Source organism: Vibrio sp. 397 (assembly GCF_033339395.1).
GTDB classification, from domain to species: Bacteria; Pseudomonadota; Gammaproteobacteria; order Enterobacterales; family Vibrionaceae; genus Vibrio; species Vibrio alginolyticus.
In genome coordinates, this window is record NZ_JAWOUN010000009.1 from 15,590 (window position 1) to 40,590 (window position 25,001).

General features: G+C 41.1%; 17 protein-coding genes and 2 pseudogenes. 8 read left to right on the plus strand and 11 right to left on the minus strand.

Annotated features, from left to right (window positions below; all coding sequences use genetic code 11):
* Nucleotides 1-2: 2 nt before the first annotated feature.
* Nucleotides 3-2,246: an ATP-dependent helicase gene (locus R7P36_RS15335; protein WP_025633991.1), complete on the minus strand. Its 2,244-nt coding sequence runs from the start codon at nt 2,244-2,246 to the stop codon at nt 3-5.
* 118 nt (nt 2,247-2,364) lie between these two features.
* On the opposite strand from R7P36_RS15335, the gene R7P36_RS15340 reads away from it, so the two are divergent.
* The 4 genes from R7P36_RS15340 (at nt 2,365) to R7P36_RS15355 (ending at nt 6,511) form a co-directional block, all read left to right on the plus strand.
* Nucleotides 2,365-2,970 carry a transglycosylase SLT domain-containing protein gene (locus R7P36_RS15340; protein ID WP_025633990.1) on the plus strand — a complete coding sequence of 202 codons (606 nt, stop codon included), beginning with the start codon at nt 2,365-2,367 and terminating at the stop codon, nt 2,968-2,970.
* Between the two features lie 2 nt (nt 2,971-2,972).
* Nucleotides 2,973-5,588 (plus strand): DNA topoisomerase, encoded by a 2,616-nt coding sequence (locus R7P36_RS15345; protein WP_077284299.1) that lies wholly within the window; start codon nt 2,973-2,975, stop codon nt 5,586-5,588.
* Nucleotides 5,589-5,603: 15 nt separating this feature from the next.
* Nucleotides 5,604-6,125 (plus strand): hypothetical protein, encoded by a 522-nt coding sequence (locus R7P36_RS15350; protein ID WP_077284301.1) that lies wholly within the window; start codon nt 5,604-5,606, stop codon nt 6,123-6,125.
* A gap of 74 nt (nt 6,126-6,199) precedes the next feature.
* On the plus strand, nt 6,200-6,511 hold the full coding sequence (locus tag R7P36_RS15355) for a hypothetical protein (RefSeq protein WP_025767076.1): 312 nt from the start codon (nt 6,200-6,202) through the stop codon (nt 6,509-6,511).
* Between the two features lie 635 nt (nt 6,512-7,146).
* On the opposite strand, the gene R7P36_RS15360 is transcribed toward R7P36_RS15355, so the two are convergent.
* The gene (locus tag R7P36_RS15360) at nt 7,147-7,656 is read right to left on the minus strand and encodes a hypothetical protein (protein WP_213899629.1); all 510 of its coding nucleotides are present in this window, start codon (nt 7,654-7,656) and stop codon (nt 7,147-7,149) included.
* A gap of 421 nt (nt 7,657-8,077) precedes the next feature.
* Nucleotides 8,078-12,559: a hypothetical protein gene (locus tag R7P36_RS15365; protein ID WP_213899630.1), complete on the minus strand. Its 4,482-nt coding sequence runs from the start codon at nt 12,557-12,559 to the stop codon at nt 8,078-8,080.
* A gap of 334 nt (nt 12,560-12,893) precedes the next feature.
* Between R7P36_RS15365 and R7P36_RS15370 the strand changes: the two genes are divergently transcribed.
* Nucleotides 12,894-14,198 (plus strand): FRG domain-containing protein, encoded by a 1,305-nt coding sequence (locus R7P36_RS15370; RefSeq protein WP_213899631.1) that lies wholly within the window; start codon nt 12,894-12,896, stop codon nt 14,196-14,198.
* Between the two features lie 212 nt (nt 14,199-14,410).
* Here R7P36_RS15370 and R7P36_RS15375 read toward each other — a convergent pair whose 3' ends face one another.
* The 3 genes and pseudogenes from R7P36_RS15375 to R7P36_RS15385 all read right to left on the minus strand — a co-directional run bounded on the left by R7P36_RS15375 (nt 14,411) and on the right by R7P36_RS15385 (nt 16,401).
* On the minus strand, nt 14,411-14,827 hold the full coding sequence (locus tag R7P36_RS15375; protein WP_213899632.1) for a hypothetical protein: 417 nt from the start codon (nt 14,825-14,827) through the stop codon (nt 14,411-14,413).
* A gap of 235 nt (nt 14,828-15,062) precedes the next feature.
* A complete protein-coding gene (locus R7P36_RS15380) occupies nt 15,063-15,494 on the minus strand; it encodes a hypothetical protein (protein WP_077284305.1) in 432 nt (143 codons plus the stop codon).
* Nucleotides 15,484-16,401: pseudogene (locus tag R7P36_RS15385) on the minus strand (hypothetical protein). Before R7P36_RS15385 ends, R7P36_RS15380 begins: the two are co-directional and overlap by 11 nt.
* Before the next feature lie 342 nt (nt 16,402-16,743).
* Between R7P36_RS15385 and R7P36_RS15390 the strand changes: the two are divergent.
* Complete coding sequence (locus tag R7P36_RS15390; protein ID WP_025767120.1) at nt 16,744-17,199, plus strand: hypothetical protein; 456 nt, start codon at nt 16,744-16,746, stop codon at nt 17,197-17,199.
* A 146-nt stretch (nt 17,200-17,345) separates the two neighbouring features.
* On the opposite strand, the gene R7P36_RS15395 is transcribed toward R7P36_RS15390, so the two are convergent.
* Entirely contained in the window at nt 17,346-18,374 is a 1,029-nt protein-coding gene (locus R7P36_RS15395; protein WP_176043453.1) for a DUF4238 domain-containing protein, read from the minus strand.
* Nucleotides 18,375-18,643: 269 nt separating this feature from the next.
* Between R7P36_RS15395 and R7P36_RS15400 the strand changes: the two genes are divergently transcribed.
* Together R7P36_RS15400 and R7P36_RS15405 are read left to right on the plus strand one after the other, a co-directional pair.
* The gene (locus R7P36_RS15400; protein ID WP_025767122.1) at nt 18,644-19,348 is read left to right on the plus strand and encodes a S24 family peptidase; all 705 of its coding nucleotides are present in this window, start codon (nt 18,644-18,646) and stop codon (nt 19,346-19,348) included.
* A complete protein-coding gene (locus R7P36_RS15405; protein ID WP_213899633.1) occupies nt 19,338-20,627 on the plus strand; it encodes a nucleotidyltransferase in 1,290 nt (429 codons plus the stop codon). Before R7P36_RS15400 ends, R7P36_RS15405 begins: the two co-directional genes overlap by 11 nt.
* A gap of 368 nt (nt 20,628-20,995) precedes the next feature.
* Here R7P36_RS15405 and R7P36_RS15410 read toward each other — a convergent pair.
* The 4 genes and pseudogenes from R7P36_RS15410 to R7P36_RS15425 all read right to left on the minus strand — a co-directional run.
* Nucleotides 20,996-21,475, minus strand: a pseudogene (locus R7P36_RS15410) (DUF4118 domain-containing protein); the annotation flags it as partial.
* A 163-nt stretch (nt 21,476-21,638) separates the two neighbouring features.
* Complete coding sequence (locus R7P36_RS15415; protein ID WP_104965929.1) at nt 21,639-22,478, minus strand: mechanosensitive ion channel family protein; 840 nt, start codon at nt 22,476-22,478, stop codon at nt 21,639-21,641.
* Between the two features lie 81 nt (nt 22,479-22,559).
* Nucleotides 22,560-23,528, minus strand: coding sequence for a calcium/sodium antiporter (locus tag R7P36_RS15420; RefSeq protein ID WP_039428122.1), 969 nt, complete (start codon nt 23,526-23,528; stop codon nt 22,560-22,562).
* A 12-nt stretch (nt 23,529-23,540) separates the two neighbouring features.
* On the minus strand, nt 23,541-24,344 hold the full coding sequence (locus R7P36_RS15425; protein ID WP_039428124.1) for an undecaprenyl-diphosphate phosphatase: 804 nt from the start codon (nt 24,342-24,344) through the stop codon (nt 23,541-23,543).
* Nucleotides 24,345-25,001 lie beyond the last annotated feature (657 nt).

Here is a 25,001-nt window from a genome sequence, read left to right on the forward strand (position 1 = left end):
CTCTATATTTTAAATCCTTCGATTCTAGTTTCCTTTACCTCTACTGTTAGCTTGGGGTGTGGTAACTGTCCTCTAGCCAGCATTTGAATAGGATTTCCTGTTCGTTTTGTAGTGGTTTCTTTATTACTTTTTTCATACGCTACTTTGGGTGATATTGAAGACTCCCAGTAAAGAAGGTCTACTGGAAGAGCGCATAGAAATTGTAGAGGTTTCCGTGTCTTGAACTCACCGTGAACTAAGCGCCTTTGTGCATATGAGTAAATTAGATCCTTTTCTGCACGAGTGGTGGCCACATAGAATAGCCTAAGCTCTTCATGAACATTGTCTTTCTCATTACCTTTGAAGTGTGCTTCTTCTTCGCAGCCAATGACATATACACGCTTAAACTCTAAGCCCTTACTAGCGTGTTCTGTCATTAACTGAACCGCACTAGCCCCTTGCTCACCAGAATCCACCAGCATGTTAAGTTCTTTGATACAATCATGTAAGTGTCCATGAACCTCAGTGAAAGCAAAAAGGCGCTTTGTTAAGGTAATGACGTTTTGCTCTCTTTTATTAACTTCTGAGATTACTTCTGCTGTCATCTCTTGAGTTTTATACTTCTTCTTAGCGTTATCTATAATTTTGGGTTTGAACAGCTCGACCCAGATTTGATGCAAACCTTCCTCTAAGCCAGAAAGTACTTCTCCCCACTTATTTCTCAGTTCAGAATCACTAAGTTCATAGTTATTTATTTTTGCTAAGTCAGTGATTGAACCGCATTCGAACAATGCTTCTTTGATAATTGAGTGGCACTCCAACAAAGAGGCAAATCCAAGCTTTCTATCTTGAGATTTTACAGTTCCATACGTGGTCATGTACTTACAGTATTCAATAACTGTTAGGTTTTTATCAATGAGCTTTTGGCGCATAGTTACGCCCTTAGTTTTAAGGCTTGCTGCATCAATGACACGTGAAGCAGCCATAACATCCTTCTCATTAGCACAGAAACGTAGGAATGCACTCCAGTCCTTTACTTCTTTACTATCAAAGAAATCCTTGTCGCCAACAACTCGGTATTCTACCCCATGCTCAATAAGTTGAGCTTCAATTGGGTCTTTGATTACTTTTGAACGATACAGAATGGCAATTTCTTCTGGTTTTAATTCACCAGATTCGATAGCCTGTTTAATCTCATTGGCTGTCGTAATTGCCTCATCCTTGTCATTGGCAAATTGTCGGGCAATTGGCTTATCACCCTGAATATTTGCCATTGCTATCATATGTCCGTCTGTAACCTTTTGGTCTTCATGCATTAAGTCAGCAATAGCATTGGCCACATTTACAACTTGTTCAGTTGATCGAAAGTTCTCTCCCATCTGAACAATCTTCATGTCTCCGAATTCTTTTTGAGCATTTAGTAACTGACCGACATCTGCAGCCCTGAAAGCATAAATACTTTGTTTTTCATCACCAACCATAGTTAGGTTATTGCCTTGACCAACAATAAGTTTTAACAATAAGCCTTGGACTGGGTTAGCATCCTGATGCTCATCGGCAAGTACTGCTTTAAACTGGTTTTGCAACCAGGTTCTAAAACCTACATCATGTGTGAGAATTTTTACCGCATGGACGAGAATGTGGTCGTAATCAATAGCATTCAGCTCAATCATTCGTCTGTAGTAGACCTTCCAGATACAAACGCAATGGCTTAACAAGGCTTTCTCATCAAAAGTCAGATTTGGGTTGGTTTTGGACTGGTGCTCGAACTCAGACTTAGGACCACGACCATAGGACAAGGATAGCCCCATGAAGTTTTGAACATACTTTGCACCACCGTGCTCTTTTAAGAACTCATAGTCTGAGTTCGATAATGTTTTCTTAGCTGACTCATTTATTAGTGTAAGGGACTCAGTTTCATCCAAGATAACTAAGTCACTCGATGTATAACCGCACTTTACAAAATATGGGTGTTGCTTTTTGATGGCAGGTTTTATGACTTGGTTTAGTGCAAAGGAGTGCCAGTTACAGATAACAGCTTGATAAGCTTTGATACCTATACGTAAGTAAAGACGCTCTAACATTTCCGCAGCAGCTTTCTTGGTAAAGGTTATGGCACAAAGTCGACAGGGTTCCAAGCCTGACTCAATGAATGTCGCGGCCTTCTCCACAATAACGCGAGTCTTACCACTACCTGCCCCCGCATTAATCATGCAAGGTACTCCAGTCGTGTTGACTCCTTCATACTGACTCGCGGTTAATTTCATTCTCATCCCTCCCATTTAAGTGTTTATATATGGTATTTTAATTCAACCTCAAAGTCAACTTTAGTCTATTGTTTTTTGTTGCTAAATGATATATTTCATTTAACGGAGGATTGCGTCTATGTTTGAATTTTTGGGTGTAACAGCAGCTGACGGTCTTGAGCAACTTAAAGAACCGGAAAGGTCTTATTACGAATATGTAATAGAGCATGGCGACACGGGGCTGTACAAAGCCATGCCGTGGAAAAGTAAACGAGATTTACTTCTTACTTACAAAGGTGAGATTGAAGAGTGTACTTTAATCTCTAGCAAGCTAAACAATATACATCCTAAATACATACGTACAATCATGAGAAGCGAGAATGGTTGGCCAGGAGCTGACCAGAAAGCCAAGAACGGTTCTGGTGATTTAGGAATAATACAAGTTAACCCTAAGGTTTGGGATCAAGAGTTTCGTAAGCTTGGTGTGACTATAAACTGGGAAGACGTCAGAGATGATGTATGTGCAAATCTATTTATTGGTGGTGTCATTCTGGCCAGAAGATTAAACGCAACGAATGACATTTTTAAAGGCCTCGCTAACTACCATCGATATGCAACTTCAGACAATAAATATTTTCATTACTCGTACCGCCTGAAAGCAATGAAGCACTTTGCTGATATTGAATCTGAGTATGGTCGTTGGATTTCTCACCGAATACACGCAGTCAATAAACTAGGAGAATAGCCATGTGGGTCGCTATTGCAGAGAAGTCTTCTCAAGCTGAAAAGATCGCATCAGCTTTGAATCTTAGAAAGCAAGGTGGATTATATTCAGGCTTCTACAAAGGGCAAGAACTGATCCTTTGGTATGCCGCAGGTCACTTCCTCGAACTGTCTCCCCCTACAGAGCAAATACAGAACTTCAGTTGGAACGATCCTCGTACTCACGAACGCATCCCTCGCAAGGTTCCTTATAAAGTTTGTCCGGACATACCAGCTCGTGACGGATACCCGGCAAGAAAACCAGGAGAGCGAATCCAATTACTTAAACAGTATGTCGACAAAGCGACTTTAGTCATTGGTGCTACAGACCCAGACCGAGAAGGTGAAGTCATATACCGTAGCATTTTAGATTTCCTTAAATACGATGGCCCATTAAAACGAGTTTGGTTAACAAAGGGGTTATCCAAGGATGCAATACAAACCTCTTTCGATGAAATGGTCGATGCATCTCAATACTACGGCGAATATTTAGCTGGGTCTAGTCGTCGTATGGCAGATTACGCAGCCATGGTTCTAACTGCCACCTACACTTATTACTCAAGAAGGGGAATGCTTGGAAAGTACCTAGGCTCAGGGGATAAGAAAAGCTCAACGACATCTGTTGGTCGAGTTCAGTCGACTGTTGTAGGTTTTACTTACCATCGTCATCAAGAAAGAGCAAACTTTAAATCTGTAACTCACTTTCGTCCGGTACCGCTGATCAGGTGTAACGGCGCTGTAAGTTTTGAAGGCCGATACCTTCCAGAGATAAAAGACTCCGACTATGACTCCCCTATCCCTGGCGTAAAGTGGGATGAAAAAAATCTAGCATCCAAAATATCGCCTGATATGTCTGAGGAAGAAGTCGAGGAGTTAACCATAAACAATAGACCTAAACCTCTTTATATCGACAAATCTATTATGATGGATTTTACGGAAAGGCTTAAGCAAGCGAGCATATTGGATTTAGATATAAATGAAAGTATGGCGACTTCTGCCCCACCAAAGCCTTTATCACTGACCAAACTACAGAGTCTGATTAGCAACGCTAGTGCCACTGATGTCCTCAATGCAGCACAACGCCTATACGATTCTGGTTTTATCACTTACCCAAGAGGTGAAGAACAAGAGATTTCTGACAAAGATTACAATCCTAGGGATATTGCCGACAAATGTACTCAACTAGCAAAATGGGACCAATTTGGCCAAGCCGCCCTTAAAGTCGCTGCCATTCAAACGGGACAAGACGATACCTGCGCAAGTTTCAAACCAAGCTGCTATACGCCAGGAGATAAAATACACGATGCTCTAGCTCCTGTTGTTATACCTAAACCAGGAGAGCTACAGGGGCTAGCTCTTCAGGTCTTTGAAGAAATTACGTCGCATTACTTGCAAGCACATTTGCCTCCATCAAAATATTTAGTTCAAGAAGGGGTTTTAAAATTCGATACCCATGGGCTTTTTGGAGAACCGGTATCTAGTTTCAAGATCACAAAGCGATCTTGTATAGAAACTGGGTGGGAACATTACTTTAAAGGTAAAGAGACCGTCCAAACTATCAGCTTAAACGATTTAGACAAAAGCAATGTTTCAATTCCAGATGTTGAGCTAAAGGAGTCTACTACAACTAAGCCCCCTCTCTTCACTGAGGCCTCACTACTTTTTGCGATGTACCATGCGGCAAAATTCGAGCCTAATCCTATTCTTAGGAATTCACTCAAAGAATCAAAAGGCATTGGGACACCAGCTACTAGGCCAACTCAAATCGCAACTATCTTAATGCGTGAGTTCGTAGCGTATACTAGCAAGGGTAAAAACCCTTCGATTGATATCACCCCAAAAGGGATTGAATTGTATAAGGCACTACCTGATTCATATAAAAGCCCTGGTACTACTGCCAAATGGGAACTCAAACTTTCTGACATGAGTAAACTCCCTCAACGAGAAGCAGAAGCAGCGTCTCTGGAATTTATAAACACTCAAATTGAAAATACTGAAAAGCTAATAGGTTTCCTGAATAAAAACCTGTTTGATAAAACACCAAGAGACGGTGTGAATCCTAACATGCCACTTTCAAACCAAACCAAAGATAAACTTCAGAAGCGTTGTAAAGGGCTCGGACTACCAATGCCCAGACAGGCCTTAGCAAGTGAGGCTAAAGCGAGGCAATGGCTACGAGAGCACCCTTGGTTGGTAACTGACGCTATGCGAAGAAAGATTTCACAAATATGCTCTTTCAAAAAGATCCAGCCGCCAGCGCTTAAAATGACTGACTTTGGTAAAGCTCTAGAATTTATAAAAGCTCACGAAGATGATGTCCCAAGTACTCCATCTAAAAAGTTTCTTGATTACGCAAAACAGTTGGAATCGAAGACTGGCCTGAAAATTCCTTCTCAAGCGATTAGTAACGCCAAATTACTATCTAAATATGTAGAAGAGGCAAAACGTATTAAGAAACCAAGTAAAAAGACTATTGCTGCTATTAACGAGCTGGCCAAAAAGCTAAACGTTAGGGTTCCTGCTAGTGAATTAGAAAATGACGAAAGAGCAAAAAACATACTTAGCCGTATGAAAGCAATGATTGCTACAGCATCAAAATAAGGGGTTCAAGTAGATATGATGAATGATATTCTCGAAAAGTATAATATTCTCGAAAAGTATAAACAGGCGTTCCTAACTTCTGACTTTTATAATGACCAAAAAGTTTTAGCACCGGATGATTTAGTCCCGATGATAAGAGGGTTTCTCCATGCTAATGGGGAAGATTTATTAGTGGACAATCACACTAATATCTCTGCGTTCGCCAAGTCAGTCTTTGCGGAGACCAACCAGGAAAAGTTCGAAAGCTTCTTAACCGAACTAAAGTTACTTGTAGACGAGCTTAATTTAGACTTTAGAGGTTCTGCCGACATACCTAACTATGACAATCTCTCTATTACGCTTAGCTTCGACACAGCAAGCGAAGACCAGATTGATAGATTGATCCGTTTCGTCAGAAATAACCTCACGAATAATTTCCGAGCATCAGGCCAATACCCTTTAGCTGTATGGAAAGCTTTCATTATCTCCTCAGATTGCTGGTCGGTAGAGTTCCGATTCTCACCGAGATGGGAATTTAAAGAAGATATCCAAGGATAGAAGATTTAGAGTTAATGGTGTTAAATGCTGGAGGACATTATCAGTATTGGCAAATCAACTAACTAGGAAGATCTATGCACAAGGTGACTACGATATTAAAAACAAACATTGGGAACGTGGAAGGTTACTTAGATGAGAGCGGTAGCCTGTTTATTCTGAACCCGGCTAAGATTGAAAATCGCAAGCTTGCTCACTTCCTCCCAACACCTTCGCAACGTTCAAAAGATGATGTGGAACAAAACCCGAATAACTACCTAAAGGTCGAGGAACCGAGTGAGTTCGCAGGGGTTTGGGAAGTGAGTGGACCAAATGTAGGAAAAGGGGATGCGTTAAGAACTTATCCTTTTATGTTTAAAAGAGTGAGCCCCCCATCTGAAGGTAGTTAATACGGCACAACTATATTTTGGGTGGTTTCTTAATTGTCAAGATAAATATTTTTAGGTGCGGTTATTTCTAAATCGAATTAACAAACCGTAATTTGGACTTATAGACAGGGTCTTATTCAGTTAGTTAGTGTTCACTGACTGATATTTTGAATTTTGCTTTTTATCCACAAATGATCCTCGAACTGCACCTTGATAAACTTTTTTTATCGCACTATCTTGATACCCGTGAGCTCAAGTAGTTCAGTGCATGGAAGCAAATAGTAGCTGTGCTTAGTTTCTTTCGTGATATTAAACTGGAGCTCAAAATCACTTAAACCCCACCATAGGCAGGGTTTAAGAGAGAAGCCAAATCGAGTAGCTGCAACTACTCATTATGGCTGCTGGGTATCATTCTCGACACCTGACACACGAGACTATAGATCACCAGTAGCCTATTTGGCAATTTTCTTGTTCAATAGTTAATGGTGATTAATATGTACCCACAAAGGTTTATCTATCTGATTATGAGAGTATGGAAAGCAATGGTCTCGGTATTCAAACTCAATCCACACATATGTATCAAAGGGTTAATGTATCTAGTCGAGTTTTTTAGAGACTAAACCATTTGTATGTACACACTTCTTAAGGTGTGTACATTATTTAGACAAAAATGTTAAGTCCGTGTGCTCTAACTTCTTATACACATTTGGGTATTGGGCTCGAGAAATCTTTAAGTTTAAAAGACCTTGGGCTATTTCATCACTTTTAAATTCGGAGAGGTCAAGTTTGCTTTGCAAATATCTACCATAATCAAACATTCTATTTACCTTAGCTTGTAATACTCCCAGCTCAACTAGTTGATATTCCGCATCTTCTCTCCAACTAGGCCTACGGCTCGACTGCTTATTCTCATATTCATTTTCTACTCTAGCGGATAAGTACTGAGTCTTACTTAGTATTTTTGCCATTACCAGAACAACATCTATGTCTGCGTTTTCCATGCATTTTGTGAATATGGCTGTTGTATTGGCCAAATCTAGTTTCGGTGGTACAGGCTTCTTACCTGTTCTTTTCGGCATACCTTTCCAAAATTCAATTGATTCGGTGTAGAAGCTAGCCATCTCAGTTGTGTATTTAGTTAAGTCAGACAGAGTTTGAGGTAACAATGCTCTTGCTGCTAAAAGTTGGCTCTCTTGTCGCTGAACAACAAAGATTGAAACTTTTCTGTTACGCGGGGCAGATTGCTACGTGACACTATAGCAAAGAACTGACAATAAAGATCAAAACTCAATTTCACTCAATAGGCCAACTCAAAGCAAGAAGTAACAATAAAGTTCGAAACTTTTCGACGCTTTTTGTCATAGTTTGTCTTTTGCTGTAGCAAGCTTTTGCCCCTTTCCTTCTTAGAGAAAAAACCGTTCAAATACTGTTAATTAGATTTTCCCTACGAAAACTAATCTGGATGGTCGGTTCGAGCGTTTAAAAACAGAAGCCAGTGAAAGGAAAATTCTCACTGGCTTTGTCGTAGTATTGTGGTTCGAAATACACCTGACTTGTAATAGTTGGCGTCTTTAGCATTAGGTCTGGCTATCGTTTTGTATCTTTGTTCCAAGCGACTTTTTGCCAAGCTCCTCCCTCACGCCACACAATCCCCTCAGAACGACGCCAACAAGACTCATCATTGTTTCCGTTAGGCCACGTGTTTCGCTCCGCAATCATTACCCACATTGGTTCTATGTCAAACTTGCTAACATAGTCATGAAGAGTTTCATCATCAATAACTACTGCAGTTTGATGCTCAAAAGGCTCTTGAGCTTGTATTACAACATCACCATGTATGTTTAACCATTTGCTTGGCTCACTTTGAGACAACGAAAGTTCAAGTTCATCGGCAAACCATTTTTGTGGCATATAATTCGAAAAACCATCAGGAAGAGATTTGTCTAAATGACTTTCCCAATGGTAGTTAACTGTAGGTATTGCAAATGTACATTCTTCAGGCCCGTTCCAAAGAGAGTCTGAAAACTTTTCAGATTCCCACGTATTGCGCCAATATGCTTCGCGAAGGTACGGACCGTCAGTAAACTCCCTCGGTTTAAAAGAGTCAACATCAATACTTTCATTCTCTCTAAGAAACTCGGCTAGCTTTCTCACACTTCCTTTTTTAAGAAATACGCAATAAAGGAATCTGAATTCTTCATATCGCATTCCATGCATGCCGACTCTACGACCTTGATATTTTTCGCTAGAACAATTGAATTCATACAGCACACTCCACGCCTTATTATTTTCATCAATCCTAGAGAGCTTCTCAATCATCGTCAGCGTCGGATCTTCTTCAAAAGGCCACTGCTTCAAATTCTCTTCTGTAACTTCGGGAAGCTCGATAATTGGCTCTACCATCCATTTTTCAAGGTGGAGGTCTTGTTTTACGGGAGGTAATATAGTTGGTTCAATATTTCGTCGAAAGTCATGATGGCTATATCGATAAATACACGGCTTTTCAGCTCCCCATCCGCCTTCAAGAAACCAGTAGTTGTCAGCTAATCGGGCTTGAATTTCGTCTAAAGCAATTCTTTGGTATTTTTTACCTATCCGCTCTAGGTCATTTTCATGTCTTGAGTTACTAGTACCATATCCATCTCTAGGAAAAAGATCTGAGTTCCAACCAAGTTCATAGGCTCTTTTAGTGATCCATAATCTGCATTGTTGTATATCAACCGAATCAAACTCCTCGTAGCCACCATCACGAAGGTAGTCCAACGAAAGTCTTTTCCTCTCGTCTTCACTTAATAAGCTTTCTAAGCGGTGGCGAGCATTAACTATTGCTTCTTCTAGAGCTGTAGCTTCCGTTTTGACAGCCTCATTCTCTGGTTGAGCAAAAAATATAGCTTGAAAATAATTGGGACTGGATGCTTTTTCAAACTCCTCTAGAGCGTCGACGCGCTCAGTGAAGGGATGTATCACTTCCTCTAAAAAAACTCGCTTTAGTTCTTTCTTCGAAACTGGTTTTGGACTACTAAGGGGAGTAGTTAAAAAATTTCGCACACGACCTGGGATACTGTATTTCCCATAGTCCCCCCACTCACTTGAAGCAGAACTAAATATTTCTTTGCCTCCTCTTTCTTCAGCAATTTTCTCTACTTCATCTTCAGTCAGACCAAATATTGGAGGTTCAGAGCCTAGAGGGTGATAGCAGTCTTCTAGGTTAATACCTTCACTCAATGCGTGCTTGCTATTTGCAAGTTCAATTATCCCCAATGCATAGTCTCTAGTAAGTAGTGCTACCGGTGGCTGTTTGTCTGCAAAAACTTTGGCGAAGACTTCATGCGAGTAAACATTTAGACGTTCAGAGCTTTGATCGATGCAACAAGCTCCAAAGGCTGCTGCATAGAGTCGCTCTATAACATACGGATCATCGCAATCGTGCAACTTTTCGAGCAGGAAGGTAAATATGTTTGAGTTTACTAAAAATAGCGTCGTTAGTGCTTTGGTCGCTTGGTCACGCAATGTCTGGTTAGACGAAGATAAGGACCATACCAAAACTAATGACGCTAACTCCAAATGTTTTAAATCTGCAGTGCGACTATGCTTTGATAACGCCCATGAGACAATTCTTTCAACTTGATTGAGTTCTTCTCGCGACGCCCAATTAATCCAACGTGTCCAATGACTATCTCTTTCTGGCATTTGCCATTGCTTCAGACGTTCATGAAGGCGAAGAGCGTTAAAAGGATGGTCAATAGTCATTGAAACTTCCAAGAGTAACCCTAGAGGCTCAACATTGTAGCCATCTAATCGGTTCAGTAATTCTCGCGAGTCATTCGAAAAGGCATCTGCACTCCTCCACTTGAAGCTTTCCGCAAAGCTCTCCTGCAGTGACTGTTCTCTTTCCCAATGTAATTCCCAATCGGGTAGAGTTTTAGCAAATTCTACCCCGAGTTTCTCTGGGTAGATTGTGGATAGAGCGCTAATCAATCCTGTATATTGATAGTGAAGACCATGGTCTGGCTTCCCATCATAAAATAGGAAATTCAGAGGAAAGCCCGCATCGAAAGCCGTATTTAACTGTTCCCTAGACACTTTCGAAAGCAAGGATGTCGCCATGAGGTGATCTTGGAACCTCTGAAATGAGAAGCGCACTAGTTCTGATGGGGGATTAAAGGGATCATAACATTCCGAATAAGGAGGCGGGTCGCGTCTGAATAAACTTGTTTCTATTAACACCTGTAGCCAAGTTTTTCCTTCTGGCGCAGTTCTACCCTTAAAGCTCTCGTCTGCAATTGCTATCGCATCTTCGACTTCTATGAAATCGCAACCATTCATAGCCATCATACTAGCGACTTGAACAACACATTTTTTAATGGAATTTGAAATGGTAGCTGAGTTTGCTGTTTGTATCCCAGTGCGCCAACTCAACGCATCGAGATACAGGGCCATAGTTTGTGATATTCCGTTCAACCCGCGAGGAAATTCCGTAAGTCCTTTAGCATGCAAAGCCTCACTAGTCGTTTTTAGGAATAATGGATTGTTGAATTCTGGCGATAACCATGGTGTATTGGGCCGAGCTATGCCTTTGGTATCAAGGTATCGAATTGCTGCACGTTCCATCTCCTCCGGAGTGGAAAACCCATTTATCCGATATTTAGGAAGTTTTTCGAGCAAACTATCCGGAACCGCATAAGGAAGATACTCATCACGACAAGAGAAAACTGCTGATAGGTAAGGGTATTTTTGAATCGCGTTAACTATTTCCGGGAGATTACACTTCCAGTAATGTGCACCAACACCCTCGTTGATTGCGTCAAAGAGCAGAATGGTCCGCTCACCTTTACGTTCGCCAGCTGTATTCAGGGGGCCCAAAACATCATCGACTGTTCTACCCTCTAGACCACAAATTCCGCCGAATTGCTCCCAAAATACTGACGTCGAGAAACTCTGGCCTAACACTAGGACTGTTGGTAATCCTGCACTAGTTCGCTGCTCTGCAACTTGCCCTAGAATATGAGACTTTCCCGCACCTGCAGGTCCATAAATTAGAGCGCAGCGTAATGACTCTGCTATAAAGTTAGAATTTCTTAGAATTTCTCTTAATGAAAAGCAAGAGGATGAAAGCTCTTGGAGACGTATACGCACATTTTCAAGTTTGCTTTTATCATCCTCTATCAATATACCTTTATCTACCGAAGCGTACTGTCTTTCAAGTTTCCAAACAGCGTCTTGAAGCCGATCTAAAATACTCGTTGCTACCTCAATGTTCCATTCTTCATTTAAGTCGTGTGTAAACGAACCTTTAAGCTGAACAAGTTCCTGCCATGTCTCATTTGCAATTAAAAGTGTGTCGGCATCTGATGCAAGATCTGCTGAAGAGAACTCTATAGTGGGAACTCTTGATTCCTCAAGCTCATTGAATGCGCCTATCAACTGCTCAGTCGTGCTTGGACCTCGAGCTATGGTGTCAAACAAAGATTCAACCGAGACTTCTACGTGATCGTGAGGATTGAAACGGTCATCTAACGCTCGTTTCGCAGTATTAACTTGGTCTTCAAACCAAGAATCGTTTAGTACATCACCTCCAAACCAAAACTTGATCAATGCGGCATTCTCTTTTCGAAGGAGCATTTCTTTTAGAGTAGTTTCGGACCAAAGCTCGAATTCAATGTCAATTGACTTTTCTTCTGCCCAACCTTTCCACTTATTTACTCGCTCATCCCACTTTTCTCGCTGAGATTTACCTTTCGTCCCTCTAGGTGGAGTTAAGTCTTTTGGTATTGCGAAAATATAAGTTTGAAGTTCAGGGTGTACCTTTAACGCTTGTTCTACCGACTCATCCATTTGACTCCATTGGGAGTCACCAATCGAAGTGAAATACTTTGCTTGATAACCAATTTTCCTTCCATTGTTTAGAATCCAAAGAGCCTCTACACCTCCATCTCCTCCACAACCATCATTCGGTTGGAATTCAAGACCATTTTTAGGGTTCTCTCGACGAGCAAGCACACAAATTAGATCTTCAAAGGACTCTCTAGGCCCTTTGTTGAACGCATTTATAGAAGAAAAATCAATCAAGTTTGTATGTCCTTTTCCTGTCTGGAAGGTTGCGAAATTGGGGTTTGAAAGATAACAACTAGGAAAGAATAATATATCAAACAACTAGAATACTTTGTTGACGTAATTCAAACATCCAATCAATGACTTACACCTCATTAATAGGAGTAAAACTCAGGTCTAACCGTCTTGACTCGTTTATGCCCCAAAGCTTGCCAGCCAAAGATTTAGGACAAATTTCTTTTGTCATAAATTGACCAACTTTTTCTAGTGGATGATTATGTACTTAGTTTGATACGAAGTTGTAGCTCGATTCAGAAACGGTAAGTCCAATTATTTTGTATATGGAGACAAAGTGAAACAGTTAAAAGTAAACACGCTTCATGAACTGCAAGAGTTAATTGCCACGTATGGCGAGGCGGTACTTTTCAGGGGGCAGCTTGAACATTACGGTGAGCCTAGTCATCCTTCTGTTATAGCCTCATTTGACCGCAGAGTTTGCGTTCCTTCTGAAGCCGTAAAGTGGATGAGTTATGCCAGTAAAGTTCTTGAGGTCCTTATTGGTGACCATGTTAAAGATATTAGTTATGTACAAGCACTTTTACAGCATTATGGATGGAGATCATTTTATATTGATTGCTCATCCAGCCCAGCCGTGAGCGCATGGTTTGCTAGTCATAAGTACACTGAGTCACTAGGCATCGATATGTGTGAAGATTGTGGTGAAAACTTTCTCTGGGAGCGCAAGAAGTTTGCGCAGTATAATTTTGAAGAGGGTGACGGGCATCTTTATATAATTGATAAATCAATCGCAAAAGAAGTAGGACTTGTAGATTTGTCTACATTAACACTTAGTGGAACTTTTCTCCGAACAGATGCGCAAAAAGCATGGCTGTTAGGACCGACTTTAGGGAAACCGATACCCAAGGAGTGTTTTGTTGCTCATATTACAGCGAGTAGGAGCATCTTTCGGGACTATGCAAGCTTACACGATTTAACAAACACTGATTCTTTGTTTCCGCCAGCTTCAAAAGATCCAATTTTGAAAGCACTACTAGAGTTGCCGTGGCGAGAAATAAAGTCGCTCCGTGATCCAGAGTTTTCGGTTCCAGTCTTTCAGCGAGCACTTGAATTGCCAGAATATCAAAACAGTTTTGAAAAAATCGCTTCACCTACAACTGCTTTTTACCGAGGTCAGACGATAAGTGAAATGTTCGATTCATTAGAGTCTCGCTATGGATTACTGACTGGTGGTGAAATTATTTCTGCATCAGAATTAATTCTTTTCGGAAGTGCTGATACAAACACACCATTGAATTTTCCTAAAATCGAAAAAAAGCTTGAAGGGAATAACTACCTAGCATTTGAAATAGATGAAATCGTTAAACATCCTAATGTGGGAGATAACATTATTTATCAAAAAGGGGTTGGTATAATTTCTCACTCATCGGAACTTTTTGAAGTTTGCGCATTAGTCGTTATGCATCCTGGTATTGAAATGACCAATGCTGGATTTAGTCCAGGCTGGTTCTATCGTAGAAAGTCGAGTGGTTTATGGGAACGGGAATATCATGAATATGAATGCGACTGTGGTAACGAGAATATACATAATCGTAATATTTCTGCACTGCACATCGCTGAAGAGCTTTTAACGTTGTAAGGGGAATAGTTTACATGGACCATGAAATTACCAATTACGTAATGGCTTATTAAAGTTCGCCACGAGTATCGAGTTTTCCCTACATGAAGTAATTCGTGGTTTGCTAAATTAAGTAAATACTCTAAATTGATTCTGTCCAAAAACGATTCTGAGATTAAATATCCTTTATAAGGAGCAGTGCTTATCCTGTAAGCACTGCTCCTTATAAAGTTTCAATCTTTAATGTAAAAGTGGCGAACTTTATCGTCAGAGTTTCGATCTTTGTTGTCCACCGACATCTCTCGATTCTTTTCTTCGTGATATTTAGCCGCATAAACCGCCAATAAGCTTGCTGTAAAAGCAATCATTGCTGCATTCAGAGTTTGCCAATGAGACCAAACTTCTTGGACATATGACCAATTTCCACCACCATCAAACCATGGCTTTAATATCATCATCACGAAATACACCCCAATCAAAATACAACCAAAGGTAGAAAAGTATACTCTTACAAAAGTATCCAAGAGAGTTTTGGGAGACCCCATTCTTTTCTGTATTGAGCTAAGAAATTCAGTACTGATACCGATAACTTTGCGAAGATAATTGGCCCCATCACGAAGCTTCTCTACCCCAGATAGTTCTTTATCCATGTTGTACCACTCCTAGTAAACAATTTTTTAAAGCTTAAGGTTACCAAATTGTACTCGTTTCTATGCATAATGAGCGCGATACTCAACCACAGTCAACTAAGAGGTTCATAGTTTCGTGTCTATGCTCTAGATAGCCGATTAGGTTGAGGAGCTCTCGGAAGGAATTAGACCAAGCGTAAGTAGTAAGCTTACGCTTGTTAGAAGAGTTCTTAGTGAGGATTAGAGACGTTCTTGGTCAATGAGTTGCTCTAACGTATTTCAAATGTATTCCCGTAGGAGTGATATTGGTTAAATCTCGGCTATATACATACCCATACTTTTGTAAGAGATCAATTGAGTGATACGTCCAGCCAGCGGCAAAGGCTACACCAGCCAAGGCAAAATAAACACAGATTTTATTAGCTAGCTGCATTGCACTTTGAGAGTAAATTTCATTGATTTTTTTCCCGCACAACATAGCTTTTGGGGCCATAAAAAAAATACAACCTAACGCCCCTAATAATCCAATCGGCACCCACAGAGTTAGAACGGATAGCTGAACAGTGTCTGCTTTATTCAGTAGTTCAAGATAGTCTCTATAGACTACATAAGATGGATAGCCCCAACAAATTATCCCAAACAAAAGAACAAAGATACCAGCCAAACGTAATCTTGTTTTATGTGACATTCTCAAGCATCCTTACGACTTGATTAGAAACTTTGTATTCACCCCAAACAACCTCAATTAAGACATATGTTGCTGTAACAAATAGCGCACCAACCATTACGGGAGCTCCCAGAGCTGCCGTAGCAAATAACAGAACTTCACCAGCTGCTGTTTGCAACATGAATTTGAACATATCGGCACCTACATTGCCAAACCAATCCACTAAGTGATAGTCGTCTTTAAAAACTAAGTCGCTGGTGGCTAGACTAGCGGACACCACAAAGGTTAAGGCACCCGCACCTTTGAAGTTTGCAGTTCTAGATTGAGGACTAAAGCCTGCTTGCACCGACTTAAATGAATTTAGAGGGTACTTCTTACCATTCATATTAAGCCGAGTACCATTGACAAACGCATGCCGTAGCACTTTGCCATTCTCGTTTGTCCCTGAAAATGCGACAAATAATTTACCTCGGCTTTCTACCAAATCAGCTTTAACGCCTAGATCGCCAAACTGTTTAGCAATTGATATCGCATTAAACATAGGCTCTGTGTGATTGAACCAAGACTTAACGGTGTTAATGCTCAAGGCGATAGCAGCGACATCCTTACCAGACTCCAGCCAAACGTTATGTAATATTTTATGTGCATCCTCTAAATCTGTAATTAACACATGCTGGTGGTTTTTAGCCATTTCATCCCCAAGTGAACACTGTAATCCTATTGAGTCACTGAGAAGCTGAGGAGCATTCAATCCTAGAGAAGTAGGTCCTAACCCTGCTTTTTCTCTATCTCTAAGAACCCTCTCACGATTTTCCATCGCTTGCTGAAGGAGTTAATTCAGCTCTACGCTCTCGTTGCTGACGAGCGAAGAGCTCTTTTGTGGTTTCCGGCTTTCTTCTGGGGTAACAGGGGCAGATTCATATCTCATAGGATCATACTTACACTATAAAAATATGATTATATCAATATTTTCAATACGTTATCATTATCAACAATGCCGATCTACGCTTTAACTGCCAGAAAAGCCATTATGGCTAGTTAAATGTTCACATTGAAACCTAAATCACATCAACTTGAACTCAAGTAGAAAGCTTTTAAAGAATAGTTCCCAAATTGGTATGTAATTTATGATATCGATACTATTCATCTCAGACCACTGAGTTGCTTTAATGTGAACTGGAAACAGCATCAAAACTTTACTATTAAAACTAAGAGTCTATTGTAAGGCTTCCAGACCTTTTATTAACTTATAACTAGGTACTTATAAATAATGAAGATTCTCAGCTTTATAACCAAAATCTTTATAAGAGAAAATCAATTAAGTTCCCAAAAGTTTTCAGCTTCACGTGACTTGAATGAACTTGCATTCCGTGCCCAGCAAAACTATCGAGCTAATCCGGATAAGCTCGCAAATAGAAGAAATATAACAGCAATTGTGAACGCATTTCATGCACTCCATTCAAACTTAGCAGCTCAGCCTCACGACAATTATTTCTTTGGTAATTTAATCAAAGACCATAAAAATGGTTATACCAGCATGGATACAGCAGTCAGTTTAACTCTTGACCTTATCAATGAACCTAAAGCACTTTTCTCATCACAATGTGAATATTTTTCAAGGAACTTAGAAGTCATCCTAAGAGATTACTCATTCACAAGTCCACCTGAGAAAATTATATCCCCTTACCTAAACGAAATAAGTGATGTGGCATACGGAGGCATTTAACATCTCCCTAGGCTAACTATAAGCTAAATTGCTTGCATGTAGATGGTGTAGTCGGAACTATTCCCTCATCTCTAATTTCCCGACATAGTTCCTCTACACCTTTAACAAACGCCATGTACCACCCTGAGCCATTATTAAACAGTTTGCTAAGTGTAGTAATCGCTGTAAAACACAGATTCTGCGCCTTGGTGGGCTAAATGCCAGTTTTTCCAATGCTCCCTTTCGGCTTCAACTTGTTCTCTATCTACAACCCTAGGGAGCAACAACTCGATGCCTCCCCTTTCTTCATGGGATATTACGCAGTTATGGCAATTCTCGACTATCATTCGGTTAATTTTATGTGTTTGGTCTCGCGTAAGTTTTGTACCTCTTGGAATTGGAGGAGAAACTCCAACTTGTGTATACAGCAAATGCCTTGGTCCCAGTGGTAAAATGACCTCACTGTTTGGATTTGCCCAGCCACCATTAAAATCATAATTTTTGCTATCTTCATAATTTAACCGTACCACTGGATTGTCTGACGTATACCAACTCATCCCCTCAGCAGGAAGGAGTATGGTCCACTTGTTTCTATGTAGTTGATCAGCAACAGTGGTAAGGACATGTTTTATAGACCACAACCAAGAAGCTCTTCCAACCAAAGATGTAACTTTTACTACAAACTCACCCTTAGCATTGTCTATGATCTCCACTCTTAAGGGTAAGCTATCATGGTAACGAGCCTTCCCATCAGGCTTATAACCCGGAGGTATTTTTGATTTAACCTCTTTAAGGACATCTTTGACCACTTCATTAAGTGCCACTTCATTGAAACGCTCTAAATGCTCTAGGTAACGCTTTGGAGTCCGTAAGTCCTGAAGTGCAACGAAGTTAGCTAATTTCTTATAATCATTCCTTGTAAGCTTCTCATTGCGAGCTACTTTCTCAATCGACTTACTGGCAGGAAATTCATACTTAGAATCGAACCAATTTTCTAATATATCATCTGGGCTACCGTTTTGAGTGTTTACATACAAATATTTATGGTAACCGATCGCTGATGGATAGTAGTCCTTCCATAATGGCACATTCTCGTGTTGAACAACTTTCCTATAGTGGAATACCTTACCCTGCTCGTTGCACCAATTTTTTAGATACATCTCAGGTAAAAAGTGATTGTCTTTTTTTACACTCAATGAAGCCTCCATTTTCTCTTTTAACGCTGCATTATGGTGCTACAAAACCTTACCGTACCACCGGGCTTATACCTTACTACTCGAATCTATAGTGCAATTACAGTGTCTCTCCATGCTCATGAATCGTATACTCAAAAACCTATGGTTCACAGATGTGCACCAGGCCATCTAACCATCCCAATAGCTCATGCTCTTCCTTACATTGCACCAGTACATAGCTGGATATATAATTACTGTATATACATACAGCAGTCAGACGTGTTTTTAAAATGGGTGTTTTACAAATATTTGATCAGTCAATAAATTGCGGCATAACAGGCTTTGAAGACCCAACAAGCGGGAGTGTCCGTAAATCCCTGTCATTGTCAAAACAGCTAGTTCATCATCCTAGCGCAACCAAATTAACTGTTGCTCATCAAGATGTACCTTACTTCGGTATTTCAGATGGCGATTACCTGCTTGTTGACTCAAGCCTTCAACCTGAAGCAAACGACTGTATTTTGGTTGAATACCTTGGCGAAAACGCTCTTGTGTCATTTCAAGAGATACAAAAGCAAGAAGATATTGTAGTTCAAGGCGTTGTATCTGCTCGTTTTCATTGGTACAGAAAAGGCTATTCGATACCTATTCATAACTCATTGAAAGAGTTCGACCTTCATGAGTTATTAATACCTCCTGAGCAACAACATACATGTGTATTGATGCGTGCAAACGGTAAGTCTATGTTACCAATCATTGATAACGGAGATTTGCTACTCCTTAACCGCAGCCTCTCATTTAAAGAAGATCATCCCGTTATCATGGCTTTAAATGGTGAATTGGTATGTAAGAGGTTGAACAAAAGACTGAAAAAAGCATACAGCGACAACCCAAAGTTCAGATCTGTTTATCTATCATCAAGTGACGAAATTCGCATTTACGGCTGTGTCTCTATGGCTATCCGAATTTACCGGAGAGAACTTCGTGGCCGATAAATCATTCGCACTAATAGACGGAACAGGATTTTATGCGCACAGTAGTGCTCAATTTCATCCTGGTTTAAAAGGGAAACCAGTACTCGTGTCAGCAGGCCAAGGTATTAGTATTGCCGGAGCAAATATAAAGGAATTTGGGATACCCAAGTTCTCTCCTATTTGGGAAATCGACTCTAAAGTTGCCATGCATCATGGCGCAATATTTAAGTGTAATTTTAATACCTTAGGGCAGATATCTAGGAACTTTAAGCAATCACTTATAGATGTTTCCGAGGGGCTACCCATTTTTCATTACAGCGTCGATGAATCTTGGGTGGAGACTACGGAGCTACTGAAGAATGGCATTGACCTGGAACGCGAAGCTTGGCGTTGGCGTGAACACATTTGGAAAACAACGGGTGTTCCTACAGGAGTCGGGATTGGTCCTAGTTTAACTCTTTCAAAACTGGCTTCGTTTGCAGCCAAAAAACTTCAGGGTAGTAACGGTGTATTTGTCATTAGTAAAGACAATTTGATTCAGACATTAGAAAAGGTACCTGTTTCAGAGGTTTGGAACGTAGGCAGGAAGCTATCTAAACACTTTTCTCATATGGGCATTTATAGCGCGTTAGATTTAGCTCGCCAAGATCCTAAAAAAATGCAAAAAGCCTTTTCGATTTCCGTCGCCAACACGATCCATGAGTTAAATGCCACACCTGTCTACAATTGGAACGACACACGACCTAAGAAGCAACGAATTTGGTCCACCAGCTCATACCGGGACCGTTTACAATCAAGGGAGTCCATAATGTCGGAATTATCTCTTCACCTTGCAGAGGCATTTTTTAAATTACGAGCGCAAAAATCAGAAGCCCTGGCTATAACAGCATTTGTGTCCACATCCATACATGACGATCCTCAGGAGCAGTTTAAGGCTAGCCGGAGCATACACTTCAGTTACGGTGTATGCGATACCTCTGTAGGTCTAAAGACTTTGAGAGCTATTCAGGGTGACCTTATTCCTACTCAACCGACAAAAACGCGCATTTATAAGGTTGGAGTTGGCCTTACTAGTTTAATCGACGCAGAACACAAGCAAGCAGATCTATTTGAACCAGAGGTTAATAACCATAAATTAAGCAAAGCAATCGACTGCATTAATTCGCGCTTTGGGAAAGGGACAATAGAATTTGGAGCACGTACAAAGCGGTACTCAGAGCGACCAGGGAATGTAAAGTTGCTAGAGCTGGAGAATTATTTCAGCGATTTTAATGAGCTACTTGAGGTTAAGTGTATTTGAATGTATTGGGTTGTGTGAATTAGTGAGAATGCAATCTGTCAGTTTGGTCTCCTGAGGGAGATAAAATCTGAAAAATCTGAAAAATCTGAAAAATCTGAAAAATCTGAAAAATCTGACAGATTGTTTATATTGCTATAGGAGAGGAATAAAGTTTCATACTAATTCCTACTACAAAGTCTGAGTCACGCTACAACTTAGTAATAAAGTATCATAATGGTTGTCTTGAGCATCCACAGATTGAGCGGTCCCATTTAAACACGTTTCTGGACAGAAGTTTGCCAGTGATTTTACTAAATTAGTAATTCATGAATAACTTTATGTATCGAAAAGCCGCTTAGTGAAGTGTCCAGTCTGGCTGGAGCAGATTAGTCGAGCAGTTCATCCTTTTCTTTCGCTTGAAGTTGCGTCTGATATTCTTTGAAAGTGGTGAGATTACCGATAATCCCCGCGAGCGGGGTTCTCAAATCATGAGATACGGAAAGCAAAATTTGGTGGCGCAGTTGAACTTGTTCTAGCGCATTTTGTTGGCGTCGATATCGCTCAGCGAGCTGACTGGTAGTAAAGGCAACCACAATAAAAACAAGTAAGTTGATGATGTCATCTAAGTGGAACATCTGAAGCGAATATCGAGGCGTGGTAAAGAGGAAGTTAAAACTGACGGCTTCGGCAATCGCAGCCACATAAGCTATTTGTGAGTGACATTGAAGGGCAATCACAACGATAGAAAGCTGGAGTATCAGCAACACCGCAATGGTTGAGCCTAACCAGTGATCAAGTCCTAAAGATACGACAAGTGCAAGAACAAACACCGATGCCGATAAGAGATAACGCTTCTGTAGCCAACTCATTGCCATATAAGTCATTTGAAAGAAAATCTTAACAGCGACTCTATCAGATGCGCAGTCAGGGTTCGCGTAAAAAAAGCGTAAAAAAATGGCGAAATCTAGAGGCGTTATATCCAATCAGAGGAAGTCACAAACAGCATCATAACTTCCTCGACTTATGTATTGGTTAAGGTTTTGCAGAGCCTTCATCAACCCACTTCATGTTCAGATCTCTCTGCGGGAAAGGGATGGTTAGCCCCGCCGCTTCGATATTCGGTTTCACTTGCTTCTGCACCGCCCAATAGGTTTCCCAGTATTTGTCCGTCGGACACCAGGCGCGAAGTTGGAGGTTCACTGAACTATCGGCCAGCATGTGAACAATCACTTGAGGCTCAGGATCTTTAAGGATATGTGGCTGGGACAACGCCAACTCTTTAAGCACATTCAATCCGATTTCTACTGAATCTTGGTAAGAGATGCCAACCGTGATATCCATACGACGTTTGTTGTTTCGGCTAAAATTACGAATGGTTGAATTCCAAACCGCACTGTTCGGACTAGAGATGTAGAGACCGTCCGCTGTCTCGAACACAGAAGTGAATAGACCAATATCGACCACGCTACCAGAGTAGCTTCCGAATTCGACGAACTCGCCTTTTTTGATTGGCTTCAGAAATAAAATCATGATACCTGCGGCAATGTTACTCAGTGTGTCTTTCAGAGCTAGGCCAATCGCTAAACCCGCTGCACCGACTAAGGCAACCAAGCTGGCAGTATTCACACCAAAGAGGTCTAGAACAATGACCAACGCGACTAAATAAACCGCATAAGACGCGACTTGAGAAAGCAAGCGAGCGATAATTTCATCCCCACCGCTGACTTTCTCTGTTGCTTTAAATACCCCGCGCTTGACGAGCTTGGATACCACAGAAGCCAAGATAAAAATAAAAATCGTCAAGAGCGCATTTTGCAAGATCTGCATAATGAGTGCCTGATGAGTATCGTAAAAACCAGCGATATGTTCCATGGTTACTCCTCTATCTCTTTTTGTACGGATTGATAATGGTTACTACGTGAATCAATAAGTTCACCGTTCAGTATTTGTCTATTACAGCGCTCCATAGATGAGATAACCATTGTACCCCAAATAACACAACAACAGAACAGCGCCTTCACTGCGAGAAATCGTCTGTGATTTGCCAAAACGAGCGGCGGTCAACAGCAGTAATCCCGTGACAAAAAGCATCGATGTCCAGTCACGCCAGAAGACTTCAGCACCAATATTGGCAATAGGTTCAATGGTACCAGCAATACCGATGACGGCTAAGGAGTTAAACATATTTGAGCCGACCACATTACCCACAGCTATATCATGCTCGCCTTTACGAGCTGCCACGATGGATGCTGCTAATTCGGGTAAGGACGTTCCTAAGGCAACAATAGTTAGGCCAATCAATAAATCGCTGACACCGAGTTGTTGTGCGATTTCCACCGCTCCCCACACCAAAATACGCGAGCTGATAATCAGTAACACTAACCCTGTAATCAGCCAGAAAATGGATGACTTCAGTGACATACTTTGGCTAGATAGTTCGTCGTCCATCTCTTGTTCTAAGTGGTCTCCCTTTGAGCGTAATGCGCTCCAGATTGACCAACCAATCAAAAGCATGAATCCACCAATCAACGCCCAGGCTTCTAATGTGCTGATATGGTGATTCCACAGCATTGCGCCAATGACAAGCGTGACGACCAAAAGGATGGGAAGTTCTTTACGGATGATGCTTGAATGTACAGCAATCGGTGCAATGATCGCGGTTACACCGAGTATTAAGGTAATGTTGACAATGTTCGAACCGACAGCATTTCCGAGCGCCAGAGCAGGGTTGCCATCCATAGCCGCCATAGCCGAAACCACCATTTCAGGTGCAGATGTACCGAATCCGACGACCAACATACCAATCAATAAAGGTGGCATTCCTGCGTAGTTGGCACTAGCGGCTGCGCCTTCAACAAATTTATCTGCACTCCAGACAAGCAGTGCAAAGCCAGCGATAATCGCGAGTGAAGCTAATAGCATGTTTAATCCCTATTAAATAACGTAAAAGTATAGAATAACGGCCAAAATTAATCGGTAGATGACATAAGGCATCATCCCAAATTGATTCAGGAATTTGAGGAAGTAGTGGATCGCAAGTATTGCGGTGAGAAAAGAGGTAACGCTACCAATTAAAAGTGCCAGCCAATCTACGGTTACCGAACTATCCATCGCTACTTCAGCGATTTTGGCTGCTGCCGCGAGAGCAGTAATCGGTATTGCAAGCAAAAAGGACAGGCGAGAAGCTGCTTGTCGATTAAATCCTAGTATCAATGCTGCGGTGATGGTTACACCTGAACGAGAGGTGCCAGGGATTAAGGCTAATGCTTGCGCACACCCGACAATCAGTACATCTCTCCAACCGAGAGATTCTAACTCTCTAACTTTTCGACCAAAGATATCGGCTAAACCCAGCATCACGCCATAAGCTACGGTTGTAAACAGAATAACCATAACAGAGCGAAGCTGGTCATCGATTAAGTCAAGAAGAAATAACCCAGCTAATGCCGCAGGAAAGGTTCCCCACAAAATCGCCCAGGCTAAGCGACTGTTGGCGGAGGAATATTGACGTTGAGTGATCGATTTACCCCATTCAGTGATCAATAGAGCAATATCTCGTCGAAAGTAGACGAGCACGGCGAGCAGCGTACCGATATGAGTGGCGAGATCGAAGCTAACTCCCTGATCGACTACACCAAGGAAGGTCGGCATTAAGATCAAATGAGCAGAGCTAGAAATGGGGAGAAACTCGGTAATTCCTTGCACTATCCCTAAAAACAAAGCGTACCATGCATCCACAGCAGGTTTCCTTTTGTCATCTCGGGCAGGCAACAACAAAAGCAAAATAGCAATCCTGCCCGCATCGCTATTTTGCTTAAGTCTTGCCAGAACATGTTGAACGTGAATACCACAAGCATAAGGCTTGGAGACTGTTGATATTCACTCCACTACTAATCAGTAGTGGAAGGCTACTCCCTTAAACGAGCTGAATTGTAACTAACAAATACGATTTATATCAAATGTTAAATAAATAAGTTGAAATAAGAAAAATTGGGCTGAGAGTTTGTGTGCGAGTTTTTGCTCTAACTAACAATACACAGTTTCACAATCCATCAGAGATAAGTTTTGTGAGGGCTACGCATAGTACAGTTGACAGTAATGCTCTTTGCCGCAAAGAAGGAATGGGGCAAAACCGTCTTAGAACTATTACATACACAACGTGCCCACTACGAATGTGTTCACGGGTAAAAACACCATATGTATCGCTTCAACTAAACAGGTACCGTACACAAAGACCACAGCCAACACCGACCAACTTCTTGGATTTATATCCAACTTTTTGGCTCGATAAACAAAAAATTGTATCGGCGTATACTACTATCATCCTACCTGGCTGATTTTGCAGAAGAAAGTTCATGGCATGCTTACTGCTTATTGCCGTGATAACTAGTATTC

Bases quoted from the DNA above. Each gene is read 5' to 3' on its own strand.
- R7P36_RS15335 (WP_025633991.1), bottom strand. From the start codon at position 2,246: ATGAAATTAACCGCGAGTCAGTATGAAGGAGTCAACACGACTGGAGTA.
- R7P36_RS15340 (WP_025633990.1), top strand. From the start codon at position 2,365: ATGTTTGAATTTTTGGGTGTAACAGCAGCTGACGGTCTTGAGCAACTT.
- R7P36_RS15345 (WP_077284299.1), top strand. From the start codon at position 2,973: ATGTGGGTCGCTATTGCAGAGAAGTCTTCTCAAGCTGAAAAGATCGCA.
- R7P36_RS15350 (WP_077284301.1), top strand. From the start codon at position 5,604: ATGATGAATGATATTCTCGAAAAGTATAATATTCTCGAAAAGTATAAA.
- R7P36_RS15355 (WP_025767076.1), top strand. From the start codon at position 6,200: ATGCACAAGGTGACTACGATATTAAAAACAAACATTGGGAACGTGGAA.
- R7P36_RS15375 (WP_213899632.1), bottom strand. From the start codon at position 14,827: ATGGATAAAGAACTATCTGGGGTAGAGAAGCTTCGTGATGGGGCCAAT.
- R7P36_RS15380 (WP_077284305.1), bottom strand. From the start codon at position 15,494: ATGTCACATAAAACAAGATTACGTTTGGCTGGTATCTTTGTTCTTTTG.
- R7P36_RS15390 (WP_025767120.1), top strand. From the start codon at position 16,744: ATGAAGATTCTCAGCTTTATAACCAAAATCTTTATAAGAGAAAATCAA.
- R7P36_RS15400 (WP_025767122.1), top strand. From the start codon at position 18,644: ATGGGTGTTTTACAAATATTTGATCAGTCAATAAATTGCGGCATAACA.
- R7P36_RS15415 (WP_104965929.1), bottom strand. From the start codon at position 22,478: ATGGAACATATCGCTGGTTTTTACGATACTCATCAGGCACTCATTATG.
- R7P36_RS15420 (WP_039428122.1), bottom strand. From the start codon at position 23,528: ATGCTATTAGCTTCACTCGCGATTATCGCTGGCTTTGCACTGCTTGTC.